At 59.5% G+C, this 12,690-nt stretch carries 15 protein-coding genes and 2 tRNA genes; 8 read left to right on the plus strand and 9 right to left on the minus strand.

The genetic code is table 11. The features are described 5' to 3' along the window. Positions 1 to 226: 226 nt before the first annotated feature. The 5 genes from ACAM52_RS09030 (at position 227) to ACAM52_RS09050 (ending at position 4,553) form a co-directional block, all read left to right on the plus strand. Positions 227 to 751: a hypothetical protein gene (locus ACAM52_RS09030; protein WP_369646790.1), complete on the plus strand. Its 525-nt coding sequence runs from the start codon at positions 227 to 229 to the stop codon at positions 749 to 751. A 137-nt stretch (positions 752 to 888) separates the two neighbouring features. Beyond that, the gene (locus ACAM52_RS09035) at positions 889 to 1,830 is read left to right on the plus strand and encodes a hypothetical protein (protein ID WP_369646791.1); all 942 of its coding nucleotides are present in this window, start codon (positions 889 to 891) and stop codon (positions 1,828 to 1,830) included. Positions 1,831 to 3,128: 1,298 nt separating this feature from the next. Next, complete coding sequence (locus tag ACAM52_RS09040) at positions 3,129 to 3,452, plus strand: hypothetical protein (protein WP_192192008.1); 324 nt, start codon at positions 3,129 to 3,131, stop codon at positions 3,450 to 3,452. Between the two features lie 2 nt (positions 3,453 to 3,454). Continuing rightward, a complete protein-coding gene (locus ACAM52_RS09045) occupies positions 3,455 to 4,009 on the plus strand; it encodes a lysozyme (protein WP_369646792.1) in 555 nt (184 codons plus the stop codon). 19 nt (positions 4,010 to 4,028) lie between these two features. Next, positions 4,029 to 4,553 carry a hypothetical protein gene (locus ACAM52_RS09050; RefSeq protein WP_369646793.1) on the plus strand — a complete coding sequence of 175 codons (525 nt, stop codon included), beginning with the start codon at positions 4,029 to 4,031 and terminating at the stop codon, positions 4,551 to 4,553. 76 nt (positions 4,554 to 4,629) lie between these two features. On the opposite strand, the gene ACAM52_RS09055 is transcribed toward ACAM52_RS09050, so the two are convergent. From ACAM52_RS09055 to ACAM52_RS09070, 4 genes are all read right to left on the minus strand, one after another. After that, complete coding sequence (locus ACAM52_RS09055) at positions 4,630 to 5,082, minus strand: BrnA antitoxin family protein (protein ID WP_369646794.1); 453 nt, start codon at positions 5,080 to 5,082, stop codon at positions 4,630 to 4,632. Beyond that, entirely contained in the window at positions 5,069 to 5,386 is a 318-nt protein-coding gene (locus ACAM52_RS09060) for a type II toxin-antitoxin system RelE/ParE family toxin (protein ID WP_369646795.1), read from the minus strand. Before ACAM52_RS09060 ends, ACAM52_RS09055 begins: the two co-directional genes overlap by 14 nt. Before the next feature lie 371 nt (positions 5,387 to 5,757). Beyond that, positions 5,758 to 5,895, minus strand: coding sequence for a hypothetical protein (locus tag ACAM52_RS09065; protein WP_369646796.1), 138 nt, complete (start codon positions 5,893 to 5,895; stop codon positions 5,758 to 5,760). A gap of 79 nt (positions 5,896 to 5,974) precedes the next feature. Next, positions 5,975 to 6,280 (minus strand): hypothetical protein, encoded by a 306-nt coding sequence (locus tag ACAM52_RS09070; protein ID WP_369646797.1) that lies wholly within the window; start codon positions 6,278 to 6,280, stop codon positions 5,975 to 5,977. 167 nt (positions 6,281 to 6,447) lie between these two features. Between ACAM52_RS09070 and ACAM52_RS09075 the strand changes: the two genes are divergently transcribed. The 3 genes from ACAM52_RS09075 (at position 6,448) to ACAM52_RS09085 (ending at position 8,336) form a co-directional block, all read left to right on the plus strand. Further along, on the plus strand, positions 6,448 to 6,816 hold the full coding sequence (locus tag ACAM52_RS09075; RefSeq protein WP_369646798.1) for a nucleotide pyrophosphohydrolase: 369 nt from the start codon (positions 6,448 to 6,450) through the stop codon (positions 6,814 to 6,816). 6 nt (positions 6,817 to 6,822) lie between these two features. After that, positions 6,823 to 7,815, plus strand: a complete 993-nt coding sequence (locus ACAM52_RS09080; RefSeq protein ID WP_369646799.1) for an HNH endonuclease — start codon at positions 6,823 to 6,825, stop codon at positions 7,813 to 7,815. Positions 7,816 to 7,916: 101 nt separating this feature from the next. After that, positions 7,917 to 8,336, plus strand: a complete 420-nt coding sequence (locus tag ACAM52_RS09085; protein ID WP_369646800.1) for a hypothetical protein — start codon at positions 7,917 to 7,919, stop codon at positions 8,334 to 8,336. Positions 8,337 to 8,507: 171 nt separating this feature from the next. Here ACAM52_RS09085 and ACAM52_RS09090 read toward each other — a convergent pair whose 3' ends face one another. The 5 genes from ACAM52_RS09090 to ACAM52_RS09110 all read right to left on the minus strand — a co-directional run bounded on the left by ACAM52_RS09090 (position 8,508) and on the right by ACAM52_RS09110 (position 12,679). Further along, complete coding sequence (locus ACAM52_RS09090; RefSeq protein WP_369646801.1) at positions 8,508 to 9,734, minus strand: ATP-binding protein; 1,227 nt, start codon at positions 9,732 to 9,734, stop codon at positions 8,508 to 8,510. A gap of 303 nt (positions 9,735 to 10,037) precedes the next feature. Next, entirely contained in the window at positions 10,038 to 11,276 is a 1,239-nt protein-coding gene (locus ACAM52_RS09095; protein ID WP_369646802.1) for a tyrosine-type recombinase/integrase, read from the minus strand. Positions 11,277 to 11,450: 174 nt separating this feature from the next. Next, a tRNA-Arg gene (locus ACAM52_RS09100) sits at positions 11,451 to 11,527 on the minus strand. A gap of 559 nt (positions 11,528 to 12,086) precedes the next feature. After that, positions 12,087 to 12,272, minus strand: a complete 186-nt coding sequence (locus ACAM52_RS09105; protein ID WP_139140528.1) for a hypothetical protein — start codon at positions 12,270 to 12,272, stop codon at positions 12,087 to 12,089. A 330-nt stretch (positions 12,273 to 12,602) separates the two neighbouring features. Then, a tRNA-Pro gene (locus ACAM52_RS09110) sits at positions 12,603 to 12,679 on the minus strand. Positions 12,680 to 12,690: the final 11 nt, after the last annotated feature.

The raw sequence follows: 12,690 nt of genomic DNA on the forward strand, positions 1-12,690 counted from the left end.
GTTTGAAACGAATGCACTCGCGGCGTTGATCCAGCAACCGTGCGGTGCGCACGTATAGGAGGGGCGGCGGGTTTCATGGCTGAATTTAGTACTGTATTTTCATTCAGAGAATGCACTGAAATGCTAGGCCGCAAGCCCCTTGGAGCGTTTTCTGTGTGCCAATTTAGACCGCAAGCGCCAGATTTGGCCTGCGGCTTGGCGCGGTCTACATTACTTTGGAGCTCACATGGACTCCGCACTTCATCAATCAGTCGAACGATTCCGCCGAGAAATGGCGCACGTCGACGAAGCCGTCCACGTCTTGCTCAAGGGCCATCTCTTGATCGAAGAGACACTGAATCGAATCCTGGAGCAGTACGTCTTCCACCGCGAGCACTTGGAGGAAGCGCGACTCACCTTCAATCAGAAGATTCAGCTTGGGCGATCTCTGTGCTTGAGAAAGAACAACCTCGGAGAATGGGAAATGATCTCGGCCATTAACACGCTTCGGAATGAGCTGGCACATCGACTCAATTCTCCCGACAGAGACCGGAAGTTGAAGCGCGTGAAGGACCTGTATTTCCGTGAAGCTGCAGGTTTCCCGGCAATGGAGGAAGTGAAGACCGCGCCCGATGCGCAAGTGCTCATGAACGCATGTGGCCACTGTGCGGGCTTCCTCCTCTCCTTCGAAGGGGACTCGCAGATATTCCGTCGGATGATCCATGGCATGGATCGGGCTATGAATCCGGACCTACCAGCCTTTGATCTATGACGGACCAGGCCGTGAGCTCTAACAGGTCGTTCGACGGGGACACGCAGCGGCATTGCGCCGCAAGCCGTGCGCCGAAGCGCACGTCTTGCAGCGCAATGCCGCTGCGTGCCGGTCAACTCCGACGTTAGGCATCACCAATGCGTGTCCTTTTCCTCGACCAGAACAAGTGGATCGACCTTGCCCGCGGGATGAAAGATCCATCTCACGCGGCAGCGCCAGTGTTTCAGCAGCTCCGGCAAGAGGTGGAAGCAGGACGTGTCATCTGCCCGCTAACCATTACGCAAATACTGGAAACCGCAAAGCGAAACGATCTCCGCACTAGGACCGACGTTGCGACCGCTCAGGCAGTTCTGAGCAGGGGGCACGTGTATCGAAGCCGGAAGGCTCGGCTTCTTGTGGAGATGCGCATTGCACTTCACAAGATCTTTGACGAAGATCCTGTTGCTCTTCCCCAGCACTGGGCAATCGTTCCGGGCTTTACCCAGGCCTTCGAGATCTTCGACACGGCAGTAGGCGAGCCTGCGCAGGTCCGCGTGACGCACTTTCTCAATCAACATCTCGATCCTGCGGCCCAATACTTGGACTTCATCCTGAATCAAGATGATGCGCGGCGTCGGGAGGGGACGCTGGCATTCGCGGAGGACTCGACTGCTCTTCTGACGCGGATTGAGGAGAGACGTGCATTGATGACCGGTTCAACAACGGACCTCCGATATCGTGCGTACGCTGCAAAACTCTTCTTGGACCACCAAGGATATGTAGCTCACATGCTGCAGGTCATTGGACACACGGTCGAAGAAATGAAGGCATTGGGTGGCGAGGCGGTACTGCAGTTCATGCGAGATGTACCAAGCTTGGATGTAGAGGCGCACCTAGCGGCCCGACTAGAGTCCCAGACTGGGCCGCTTGACGTCAACGACATTCGCGATGTCCTGTCCTTCTATACGGCCATCCCATACTCGGAGCGGCTCGTAAGTGAGAAGAACTTTGTGTCGCTCGCTCGGCAGGCTAAATTAGACAAGAAGTACAACGTGGCACTTCACACCAATCTGCAAGAGGTTCAAGCGCTGTGGCAGTGATGCCTAGCAGGTCGTTCGACGCGGACACGCAGCGGCATTGCACCGCAAGCCGTGCGCGGGAGCATACGTCTCGCGGCGCAATGCCGCTGCGTGCCGGTCAACTCCGACGTTGAGCGCCCACTTTACCTAAGGGCCACTGACTGCTCATGGCCGCATGCAGACCTGCCCCAACGATCCACGTAGTTCGCAAGCCGTCTTGGCAGTTGGGCTAGGGATTGCGGACAAAGAGCGGTAAGACTATCCAGATCAATAACGATAGTGTCAAGACTAGCTCAAGGAAGGGAAAGGCGGGGTTGATTGCCCCCCCATACGGTATTGCCGGACCGAGCCACAGAACCAACAGGGTGACACTTCCAATCAGCCAGATCACGATGCCAACGATCAGCCTCGTGAGTACCTGAGCGATTGGATGGGTCTCCGATGTATTGGCACTGAGCACATCTTGCTTCGGCTCGTTTCGTGGTTGCAGGAACACCCTAAATTCTCCGGGAGGGTGAGCGACGGGCTCCCAGGCCGATTTGGCACCGAACTCTGCATGGCAGTTCCAGCACTGGTCAACAGCAAGGGCGTCTAGCTCTGCTGAGCAATTCGGACAGTAGGAGATGGCATTCCTCATCGACGTTGCCGGCGCATCAGCACCTCGATTCTTGTTGGGTGGTGATATGCCCGGTTGCAGCCGAAACATGCTCTGAGCCTAGGTGCTCTGGTGGGACTTGAAATCTGAAACTTGATACGTCCCATCGCACGCTCCGCAAGAGCAGTTTAGACGAATCAGGCGCTGAGAACTCTTGATCCTCAATGCAATGTGCTGCCTGCACAATGGGCACATATGCTGAGACCGATGGCCGGATCTCTTGTACGCCAGTAGGATTGATTCAACGACCAGGGCTACGTCTATCCCTCGCTCGACAGATTCGGCAGGGTCGTCTGGCGCAACCCGCCTGATGAAGTAGCTCACGATCGCCAAAAAAAACACGATGCCGACTCCGAGGATGGCAAGGCCTAGCAAGACCATCTGTTCTTTCATCTTCGAGGGCTCGTGTATGAGGTAGGGCTCACAGCATGAGTTCAGTTCGAGGGCTGTCAATCTTCAAGGTGGCCACAATTTCCGCCAATCTCAAAAGATGCGCTTCCCGATGAACTCGGGGGTCTGCCTCGGGGGTATCACTTTCGTTGGGTTCGAGGTCGACGGTGAGTCGGGTGTCTAAACTGCTCGCCACGTCTGCCGTGCAGTCCCGTCGCATAAGCGGGCCCCTGTAGGGTTTCACAGCGCGAGCAGGGCCCGGAATGATCCGGGCATGAACGAAGACCCCACCTCCATCAGCATGCCCGCGCTCAAGGCCGGGGCCTCGATTGCTGCCGCAACCGGCGCGCAGATCGTGGACAGCGCCTCGAGGACGACATCGATCTTCGCGGACTTGTTTGTGCTGAACTGGCCGAACATCGCCTCCGCGGCGGCCGCCTGCTACACCCTCGCACTGCTCATCGAGTTCTGCTGGAAGAGGTTCTGGCGGCCCTTCTTCGAGCGCCTCGACTGGATCGAACCGCGACGCACCTACACGGCGCGCGAGTGGGCAGAACGGATGGCTCAGCAGGACAGCGGGCGCGTGCCGCTTGAATGACCATGACAGCTGAAAAGCGCTACTTCCCGCACCTCGCTGGTTCGCTCGTGCTGGCCAGTGCCGGCCTGCTGGGCTTGCTGGGAAAGTGGGAGGGGGACAAACAGTACGTCGTCTATCCCGACAAGCTTGCCGGTGGCCTGCCGACGGTCTGCAAAGGATTGACTCGGCACGTCACCTCGACGCCGATCATCGTGGGCGAGCGCTGGAGTGCCGAGCAGTGCGAGCGCGAGGAACGTGCAGCCCTCATTCGCGTCCAGCTGCAGCTCGCGCAGTGCTTCAAGCGGCTTCCCCCGCAAGACGTGTTCGACGCCGGCGGCAGCCACGCCTGGAACTTCGGTGCGCCGTCCACCTGCAGCAGCGGCGCGATGGCGGCGTGGAACCGCGGCGAGTGGGGGCGTGGCTGCCGGCGCCTGAGCCGCGGCGATGACGGCAAGCTCGTGTGGAGCTTCACCAGCCGCACCGACCCGAAGACTGGCGCCAAGGTCTACACCTTCGTGCAGGGTCTGGCGAACAGGCGCGCGGACGAGACGCGCTACTGCGTCGGGGGCCTCACGTGAACGCGATCATCGTTGCGATGTGGATGCGCTGGTGGAGGTGGTGGTGATGGCGCTGCCTGACATCAGGACACCGCTGCTGTGGCTGCTGGGCGTTGGGCTCGTCGCGGCTCTTGGTGTTGCCGGTATCGAGCGCACGCGCGCGGCGGGCGCCCGCGCCGATGCCGCCACGGCGCGGAAGGATCTCGCCAACTACAAGCTCTCGGTCTCCGAGACCTCCCGCGTCCTGCAGGCCGCCAACGACAGCAAGGCGGCCGAAAACCGCACTCGACAACTGGAGGCACTCAATGCCGCACGCATCCGAGAAACACTGGCAGCTCGCGCTGCTGATGATCTGCGCCTTGAGCGCGACCGCCTGCTCGACGCCGTTCGCTTCGCCTCCCGTCGCGATCGCGTGCCCAGCGCCGCCGCCACCGCCCAAGCTCAGCCGGCCGATCCCCTCGCAGACGTACTCGGCCAGTGCACGGCAGAAGTTCAAGAGTTGGCAGGCGCAGCTGACGCCCACGCCTCCGACGTCGAAACCCTGACGGAGGGTTGGCCGCGCTGAAGCGTGAGCTTGCAGCCCCGGCAAATTCAGCCCTCTTTCGAATGATGCCGGCAGAGACACCAGGCCGGGAACGGCATCACGCGCGTTTGCGCGTGGAAGGACGGGAAACCCCTTGGGAAGGCCTTCCAGTCGGATTTAAAGGCGGCCTATTTTCGGCTGCCTCAATAGCATTCCTCGTAACCTGCTTCGCTTCTTCAACTACGTTCGCCAAGCCACCCGACTGCCAAAAGGACTGTGCAACACGAACATTTCGAGCAGCCGCACCAGACACCATGACGCGCATCGTGTCGTTTAAGCGCGTCTGCCATCCTGGTCCCGTGGCCTTCATTTTGACCAGCACGTCCTGATCGAACCGCACATTTGTCGACACCTTTGGCTCGGCCTTGACTGAGCCCACCGGCCGGCCACGTTTACGCGCTTCGATCTGCCCAGGCGTGTGCACAGCAGCATGCTTGCCGCTCTTCATCTCTCCGATGGACTGGAGCAGGTCCTTTTCGAACTGTTCCATTTCCTTGTCAATCTTTGGCATCTACAGCCTCCTTCAGTTTCACCAGAGTAGCGGCGGGAATGTTGTCGAACTTCGCTTTCGCGTAGACCAGCAGCAGCACCACGTTGCCCTGTTCGTTGCGGTTGAAATAGATCACTCGGACACCGCCACGCTTGCCCATGCCGGGGCGTGACCAACGAACCTTACGCAGGCCGCCAGTGTCCTGGATCACGTCGCCAGCTTCCGTGTTCTCAGCGATGAAAGCCACGAACTCAAGGCGCTCATCGTCGGACCAGAATTCCGCCGCAAGGCGCTGGAAGGTCGGAGTTTCGATTACTGAGAACATGAGTTTATTGTAGTAACATAAAAATCAGATGACAATGATTATTTGTCGCTACAATAAAATGTATTTCGGGGCGAATTTGTTGATTGGGGCGTAGGCCTAGGCCGCATGTTCTCGGGCCGCGTGTGGCGCGATCCGCCATGATTGAGTCGCTGAAAAGAAAACCCGCCGAAGCGGGTCAAGAGGCCGATGTTCGGCGGCCCGAGAGAGCCGCGGGCGGAGATCCGCGGGAGTTCGATTTTCCTACTGATGCTCGCTGTCAGCCTGTGAAGAAATCGGCAAGCTACTGTCAACAACAGTCTCTTGGAGTCGGCTCCTCGCCCAGGGCTTTGGCGATCCAAGCGTGCAGGCGACGTCGGCCAGCTCCGAAGTCCTCATGCCTCGGATGTCGAGATGAGCGAAACCTCGGTGCCGTCGGCGGCCACCATGACGCCAGGCGTGCTGTCTGAGATCTCGATGAGCACGTCCATGCGCTTCGGGTTGTCGATGGTCTCGGGCGGTGCGCTGCGCATGCGGCGCGAGTTGTCGTATCTAGTGCGCTGCGCCGGCGTCACGACGAACTTTAGCGAGTAGGCGACGGGCGGGTTAAACCTACCGCCGCGTCCGTCGGCAGTAAATGCACCGACTTGGCTGTAACCCGCGCACATGCCCCCTGTGCGCTGCGCTGCTGAGCTTCGGCCTCTCGAGCGCAAAGACAGCGTGCGCCAGCCTGGCGATATGCCGCGGGTCATCTTCGAAGGCGAGGGGGTAGACGACGCGGCAGACCATGGTGAGCCAGGCGCGGTCGACCACGCCCTCGGACAGTTCGTAGAGTTCATTCTTGAACTCGTGCCACCATGCCTCCTCATCGGTCAGCGTGCGGCCAGCGATCACGATCGGGCTAGCGGGCTTCCACATGGGCGCATGCTACTTCGCGACCCGCGACCCGCGACCCGCGACCCGCGACCCGCGACCCGCGAACCGCGACCCGCGGCGCTGCCAGTGCCTGAGCTCCAGCGCAGCAAGTAAGCTAAGCGCTTCGCGTGTGCGGCATCTACCGCACTGCCTAGGCAAGGAACCGCATCATGTCCGATACAGCCCACCTCAATCAGCTATCTGCCCTTCAGCAGAAGGTGGACCAGTTCGCCAAAGAGCGCGACTGGGAGAAATTCCACACCCCAAAAAACCTCAGCATGGCGTTGGCTGTCGAGGCATCCGAGCTCATGGAGATTTTCCAATGGCGAGATGGGCAGGAAAGCGTCTCAAGCCTGCCTGAGAAGACGCGCGAAGCCATCAGTCATGAAGTGGCGGATGTGTTCATTTACCTGCTCCGGCTTTGCTCGGTGACCGGTATCGATCTGCTTGCGGCGGCTGAGGAAAAGCTGGCTCAAAACGCACAAAAATATCCTGCCGACCTGGTGAGAGGCAAGTCCAAAAAGTACTCGGAGTATTGAGCGCGCATGCGACAGCTATACATTTTTACCGCGGGCGATGCTGACGCGCGAGAGCATCTCAATGACTCCATTCGAAACCCACAGCCAAGCTCACTCCTTGATGCGCACCTGACGGCAGAGCAGGTCGACTACCTGAGGTCGCTGCTGCCCGACCCGCAGAATTTCTATGCGTGGGGTGCGGTGCCTGGCGAGCGCAACATTCCCATGTGGAATCAGATGCAGGACGGCGACATCGTCCTCACCGTGTTCGACAACCGCTATCGGTACGTTTCTTCTGTGGTCGCCAAGATCCACAACGCTGATCTCGCGCGTGCGATTTGGGGCCAGACGTCGGAGGGGAAGACTTGGGAGTACATGTACATCCTGACTCAGCCGCGAGCTGTCGACGTGCATGTCACCAGCAAGCCAGTCATCGACTATCTCAACAATGGCTATCGCGGTTTTTCCAGGATCGGAGACGAGCGTCTCGCAAGAATTCGGGGGGCGTATGGGAACCTGGAAAACTTCGTCGAAGAGATCTTTTCAACTGTCGTCCCTCGATCGGCTGACGAGCAAGATCTGGTGGCCGCTGAAGCCACAGTCGACCCGACGGTTTTTGACTCGGAAAACTTGGTCGACGGGCGCAAGAAGGTACTGACGGAGATTGTCCGCCGCCGCGGTCAACCGAAGTTCAGGAAGGACCTGATCAAAGCCTACGACGGAAAGTGCGCGGTGACGGGCTGCGAGATCGAGGCCGTGCTCGAGGCCGCCCACATCATTCCCTACATGGATGGCGATACCAACCATGTGGCCAACGGACTGCTGCTTCGAGCCGACGTCCACACGCTGTTTGACCTTGGACTGCTCAAGATCGATGCGACGGGCCGCATTCATATTGCTGATCCACTGTTCGGATCGATCTATGAGCCGTACGGAGGCAAGAGGATCCGCTTCCCCAGTCAGCTGAGCGAGCGCCCAGATCCGGGGGCTCTAACCAAGAAGTTCAGTCAGCAGGTTTGAATCCTGTGCGCCGGAGGCCCGCGCTCGGGAGGTAAGGCCGCCTGGCTATCTCAGGGAGGGCTGCCGATATAGTGGCGGCGAATCAGCTTTCAGGCGCCGCCATGGATCTCTCTATCCCGACACTCGTCATCAGTTCAGTCCTCGCAGTCGTTGGCATATCTATCTCAATCGCGGCACTGGATGAAGCGAAGCGTGCTTGGTTGTTTGGCTTTTGGAAGCGTTGGATGGGAAGGGCGTTCATCGTCGTGATGATTGTGAACTCCGCTCTTGGCATCCTTCAGTTCTGGTGGCTCAAGGCCGCACCTGGAAGAGGCGAGATCCTCATGTTCGTCCTGCACGCATTTAATCTGTGCGCAGCAGTCTTCATCATCTTCATGGGGGAGCTGGAGAAGGCCCTGGAAGTTCGCAACGCCAAGCGAGTCGCGCTGGAAGAGACGATCAAAAAGCTCGAACAAAAGGTCGAAGCGCTGACTTCATTTAAGGCGATGCCAGCAACCTTTGATGACGGCGGCAAGCGCTGACGAGCACCCAAGAAAAGGCCCGCACGAAGGCGGGCAAGGCGATCCCCGGAGGAGGGAGGATAGAGAGATGGGAATCGCGAAGTAATTCTAACGTATTAATGTTTCCAGGGCGAGCGCCCATGAAAAAGCCGCCTCGAGGGCGGCATTCGACTTGGCTAAAGTAAGGGCACTTCAGTCTAAGTCGGTGACTTTGATCAGCCGAGACTTGATGCCTTGCATGATGACGTACGGCTGGAGCAACGGCTCTGTGAACTTGTAGCGATACAGCCGAGGAATACCGCTCTTCGTCAGCACCGGGCCGCGCTTGTCTTCGGTAAATTCCTTTAGATGCTGGGCGAAGCTAGGAATCTCATACCGACGACCTGAAATCTGTGAAAGATAGTCGCGCACGTCCTGGGCTGCAAATTCCCCTAATTCATTCGTGTCAGCCATCGCGCACGCCAAAAGGACTTTGGCGAACAAATTGTCTTTGCGAGCACTCCGTACTGCCGTCTCGTAAGTGCTGAGGACTGACTGCTGTGTGCTCAGAAGCGCCTTTTCTAGCGCCTCGTGTACGGCATCTGTTGTCACCTCAAGGCTTCGATTGTCAATTGCAGCGCGGCATGCATGCAGTGCCAGCAAGTGGGCGTAGTGAGGCAAGCCTTGGGACAGCTTGATTATTCGACGTTTGCCTGGAATGCTTGTTTTCATGCCCAGCTTGGTGATGCCCTTCTCCAGCAACGTGTCCAACTCGATGTTAGACATTCGCGGCATGCGTACTTGCGCGAGTGCACGTTGCACGGAATGGTGTTCGGCGATCAACTGGTCCACGCTGTCTGCAACACCGACAAGCAAGACGGTTGCAGGTACTGAGTGATCGGACAGTGCCTTGATGCAATCGGCGAAAGCGCGCCGAGCCTCAACGCCCAGTCGGTCAAACTCGTCGATAACGAAGACCGGAACAAAGTGCTGAGACAGAGTGGTCAAGCATCTCCGTACAGAATCAGGGGTCGCCAAGCCGCCAAGCAGATCTGCTGCTTGCATTACGACGGTTTTCGATTCCGTGGTAAATCCGATGCTCTGCCTTTGCTGAGTCACCCCAGCTTGTTCGAGGGCCTTTCGCCACACGCTGTCGAACGTGTCCGTTGCGTCGCAATTTACCCGGGGGGCCAGAACTCGTTGAACTCCTAGGTAGCCGGCAAAGACGTTGGCAAGAGAAGTTTTACCAACTCCTCTTTCTCCGTACAGAATTGCGTGTTGGCCGGTCTGATTTATGACATCAACGATCTGATGGATCTGGTCGTTTCGTCCGGCGAAAAGCTCTTGGGCATTTATTGGACTCGTTGGCGTGAATACCTTGCCCGCAGCCAGACTGCGTTGGAACCACATCGCCTCCTGCTCTTCGCTGACACTCGCCATGTTTTCTCCTAATTAAAACCAACTATGGGACATTATAGGGCTCGACGCTTACCCGCAAGTGCTCTTTTGACCTGTGAATGACGCAAAGCAGGCAGCCAGCAGAGCCCAGCCGCGGTGAGGTGAGGGGAAGTCAAGGGAGCGGTTTCGGGCGTGTGGTTTTTGCCCCCCGTTGATCAGTTCGTAACTGATGAGCCGAGCCGCCACGATGGCCCGTCCGACTGAGATGCGAGGGTTCGGTCCTGCCCGCTGCGGCCTTTCGGCAACCGGCAACCCGGTCGGCCCCCCGTTTGGTTATTTCAAACGCTACGCCGCCTTGAAGGCCAGAATCTTTGCTCCCTGGCGCAGCTCGTCGAGATGGTCGGCCCACAGCTGCATCATCTTGCGGCGCTTGACCACGAATTCCGCACGGTCGTAGGCGGCGCCAAGCGGTCCGCTCTTCCCGTGCGCGAGCTGCGCCTCGATGACCTCGGGCTCAACGTCCATCTGCTCCACCATGATCGTGCGCGCCATCGCTCGGAAGCCGTGGGCTGTCATCTCGGTGTTGTCGAAGCCCATGCGGCGCAGCGCCGTGTTCACGGTGTTGTCGCTCATCGGCCGCTCGCCGGTCAGCAGGCTTGGGAAAACGTACTGGCCGTGGCCAGTGAGCGGCTTGAGATCGACAAGGACGTCGACGGCCTGCTGTGGCAGAGGCACCAGGTGCGGGCGCCCGTTGATCTTTGCGGTTTTCGTACGCTTCATGTCCGCTGCCGGGATGGTCCATAGCGCCTTCTCGAGGTCGAGGTCCGACCAGCGCATTTGCCGGATGTTGCCGGGCCGCTGAAAGAGGAGGGCGGAGAGGTGCAACGCTGCGCGCGTCGCAGGCTGGCCAGCGTATGCCGCGATTGCGCGCATCAGCTCGCCGGCCTTCACCGGCTCCAGCACAGCGGCCATGTGCTTGACCTGTACCGGCACCAGCGCGCCTTGCAGGTCGGGTGCTGGGTTGCTGGTGCACCGGCCGGTGGCGATGCCGTGCCGGAACACCTGGCCGGACCATTGGCGCAACGTGTGGGCGGTCTCGTGCGCGCCGCGGGCCTCGACGCGACGTAGGACCTGCAGCAGCATCGGCGCAGTGATGCTGGATAGGGGCAGGCTGCCGAGCCAGGGGAAGGCGTCCTTCTCCATGATTGAGAGCCAGCGCTCCGCGTACCGCGGGCTCCATGCCGAACTCTTGGTCTTGTGATACTCGCGCGCCACCGCCTCGAAGCTGGCGTCGGTGTCGACCTTGCGCTCGAGCTTCTCGAGCTGCCGGCGCTGCGCGGGGTCGATACCTTGCTGTTGGATCTTGCGCGCGTCGTCGCGGCCGGTGCGCGCGGCCTTGAGCGTCACCTCAGGATAGCTGCCCAGTGCCAGGCGCTTTTCCTTGCCGTCGAAGCGGTACTTCCAGAACCAGCGCCTCGAGCCGCTGGGCTCGATCTGCAGATAGAGGCCTCCGGAGTCAGCGAGGCGCAGCCGCAGCTTGTCGGCAGGGCAGAGGGTCTTCTTGCAGGCGGTGTCGGTGAGCATGGGGGAACAATTTCGGCGACTGGTGCTGAAACTGTACCCGTTCCCCCGTTTGTTCCCCCAAATTGGAGGAATCTCAGCGGTTTTTCGTGGTTGCTCGTGAAGCAATACCGCCGGTCTCTACAGAGGGGAAATGGCTGCTCGCGGTTCTTTATGGGGGAACGTGGAGCCAAGAAATGGCCTGCCCGGAGGGGATCGAACCCCCGACAACCTGCTTAGAAGGCAGGTGCTCTATCCAACTGAGCTACGGGCAGATTCCGGTTGAGAAGCGAGGGCCGGAGCCTTCGGTCCTCGGGCCGCAAGGGATGCGGCAACAGACCCGAAAAATCAACGGTCTGGACGCTTCTGCCTCTGACCGGGGAAGCGCGGATTCTACCTACATCCCTCCATGCACGACGCCTTCGGTGGCGGTCGTTGAGAGGGGGAAAGGGCGGGGCCGGCGCGGGACGACACCTTGGCGGTCTCGGCGGCCTGCTTCGACACGAGCTGCTTCTTGCCGCAGGTGCTGCACCGGTAGAACCTGAGGGCCGGCAGCATCCTCATCCAGGTTCGTCGCTCGATGCGGCGAAGGCCGGCCAGGCCGCAGGAACATCGGAGAAACAGATTCAGCAGCATCACAGAAGAGTTCAAACCGGGAAGGTGTCGACACTCTTTCCCCGACGCTGCTTCGCGGTTTGCGCAACCGTGAAGCACCCGCGTTCGATTCTGTGGGGGCGCAAGGCATGCAGCGAAAGGACTGCACGCGCAACAGATTGCTAAGGACGGCGTTTCGCCCGCCCGATGCCTCTGTGGATCGCTGGGGCCGAAGGGGCGTCAGACGTTTTCCGAGCGGTACTTCCAGACCGCGTCGTTCACCGCGCGTTCGGACGCCAGTTGCTTCTTTCCGCAGGCGCTGCATTGGTAGAAGCGCAGGCTCGAGAAGAGTCGCATCCATGGCCGGCGCTCGATGCGTGCGAGATGCCTGAGGCCGCAAGAACAGCGGGAAAAGTAATTCAGCATCGGAAAAGGGTCCAGGGGTGAGGGTTCTGTTGCGACGTCCATCCCTGACTCAGCTCTTCGGCTTTGTAAACGCGATTCCGCTTACTTTGTAAACACGATCACGATTGGCTCGATTCTGCGTGAGCGCCGAGGGCCTCGCGGGTAGTTCCTTAAGAAAAAGGTTGTCTTGACGGTGTAACAACAAGGCAGCGGCGTTGCCCGATGTACGGAAAGCCGTGGGTCGTGCTACGAAACGTCTAAAGGGCGGTGAGATTCGCGGCGATCGCGAGCGGCCCGGAAAAGAAAAAAGCCTGCAACGACTTTCATCGTTGCAGGCTTTCACTTTTCTTTTGGTCGGGGCGAAAGGATTCGAACCTTCGACCCTCTGGTCCCAAACCAGATGCGCTACCAGGCTGCGCTACACCCCGCCAAGCCTTCC

It is taken from the genome of Variovorax sp. V118, from assembly GCF_041154445.1.
In the GTDB taxonomy this organism is placed as follows: domain Bacteria; phylum Pseudomonadota; class Gammaproteobacteria; order Burkholderiales; family Burkholderiaceae_C; genus Variovorax; species Variovorax boronicumulans.

What these genes read in the sequence shown, in the direction of transcription:
- ACAM52_RS09030 (WP_369646790.1), top strand. Translation starts at nt 227, where the DNA reads ATGGACTCCGCACTTCATCAATCAGTCGAACGATTCCGCCGAGAAATG.
- ACAM52_RS09035 (WP_369646791.1), top strand. Translation starts at nt 889, where the DNA reads ATGCGTGTCCTTTTCCTCGACCAGAACAAGTGGATCGACCTTGCCCGC.
- ACAM52_RS09040 (WP_192192008.1), top strand. Translation starts at nt 3,129, where the DNA reads ATGAACGAAGACCCCACCTCCATCAGCATGCCCGCGCTCAAGGCCGGG.
- ACAM52_RS09045 (WP_369646792.1), top strand. Translation starts at nt 3,455, where the DNA reads ATGACAGCTGAAAAGCGCTACTTCCCGCACCTCGCTGGTTCGCTCGTG.
- ACAM52_RS09055 (WP_369646794.1), bottom strand. Translation starts at nt 5,082, where the DNA reads ATGCCAAAGATTGACAAGGAAATGGAACAGTTCGAAAAGGACCTGCTC.
- ACAM52_RS09060 (WP_369646795.1), bottom strand. Translation starts at nt 5,386, where the DNA reads ATGTTCTCAGTAATCGAAACTCCGACCTTCCAGCGCCTTGCGGCGGAA.
- ACAM52_RS09065 (WP_369646796.1), bottom strand. Translation starts at nt 5,895, where the DNA reads ATGCGCAGCGCACCGCCCGAGACCATCGACAACCCGAAGCGCATGGAC.
- ACAM52_RS09070 (WP_369646797.1), bottom strand. Translation starts at nt 6,280, where the DNA reads ATGTGGAAGCCCGCTAGCCCGATCGTGATCGCTGGCCGCACGCTGACC.
- ACAM52_RS09075 (WP_369646798.1), top strand. Translation starts at nt 6,448, where the DNA reads ATGTCCGATACAGCCCACCTCAATCAGCTATCTGCCCTTCAGCAGAAG.
- ACAM52_RS09080 (WP_369646799.1), top strand. Translation starts at nt 6,823, where the DNA reads ATGCGACAGCTATACATTTTTACCGCGGGCGATGCTGACGCGCGAGAG.
- ACAM52_RS09085 (WP_369646800.1), top strand. Translation starts at nt 7,917, where the DNA reads ATGGATCTCTCTATCCCGACACTCGTCATCAGTTCAGTCCTCGCAGTC.
- ACAM52_RS09090 (WP_369646801.1), bottom strand. Translation starts at nt 9,734, where the DNA reads ATGGCGAGTGTCAGCGAAGAGCAGGAGGCGATGTGGTTCCAACGCAGT.
- ACAM52_RS09095 (WP_369646802.1), bottom strand. Translation starts at nt 11,276, where the DNA reads ATGCTCACCGACACCGCCTGCAAGAAGACCCTCTGCCCTGCCGACAAG.
- ACAM52_RS09105 (WP_139140528.1), bottom strand. Translation starts at nt 12,272, where the DNA reads ATGCTGAATTACTTTTCCCGCTGTTCTTGCGGCCTCAGGCATCTCGCA.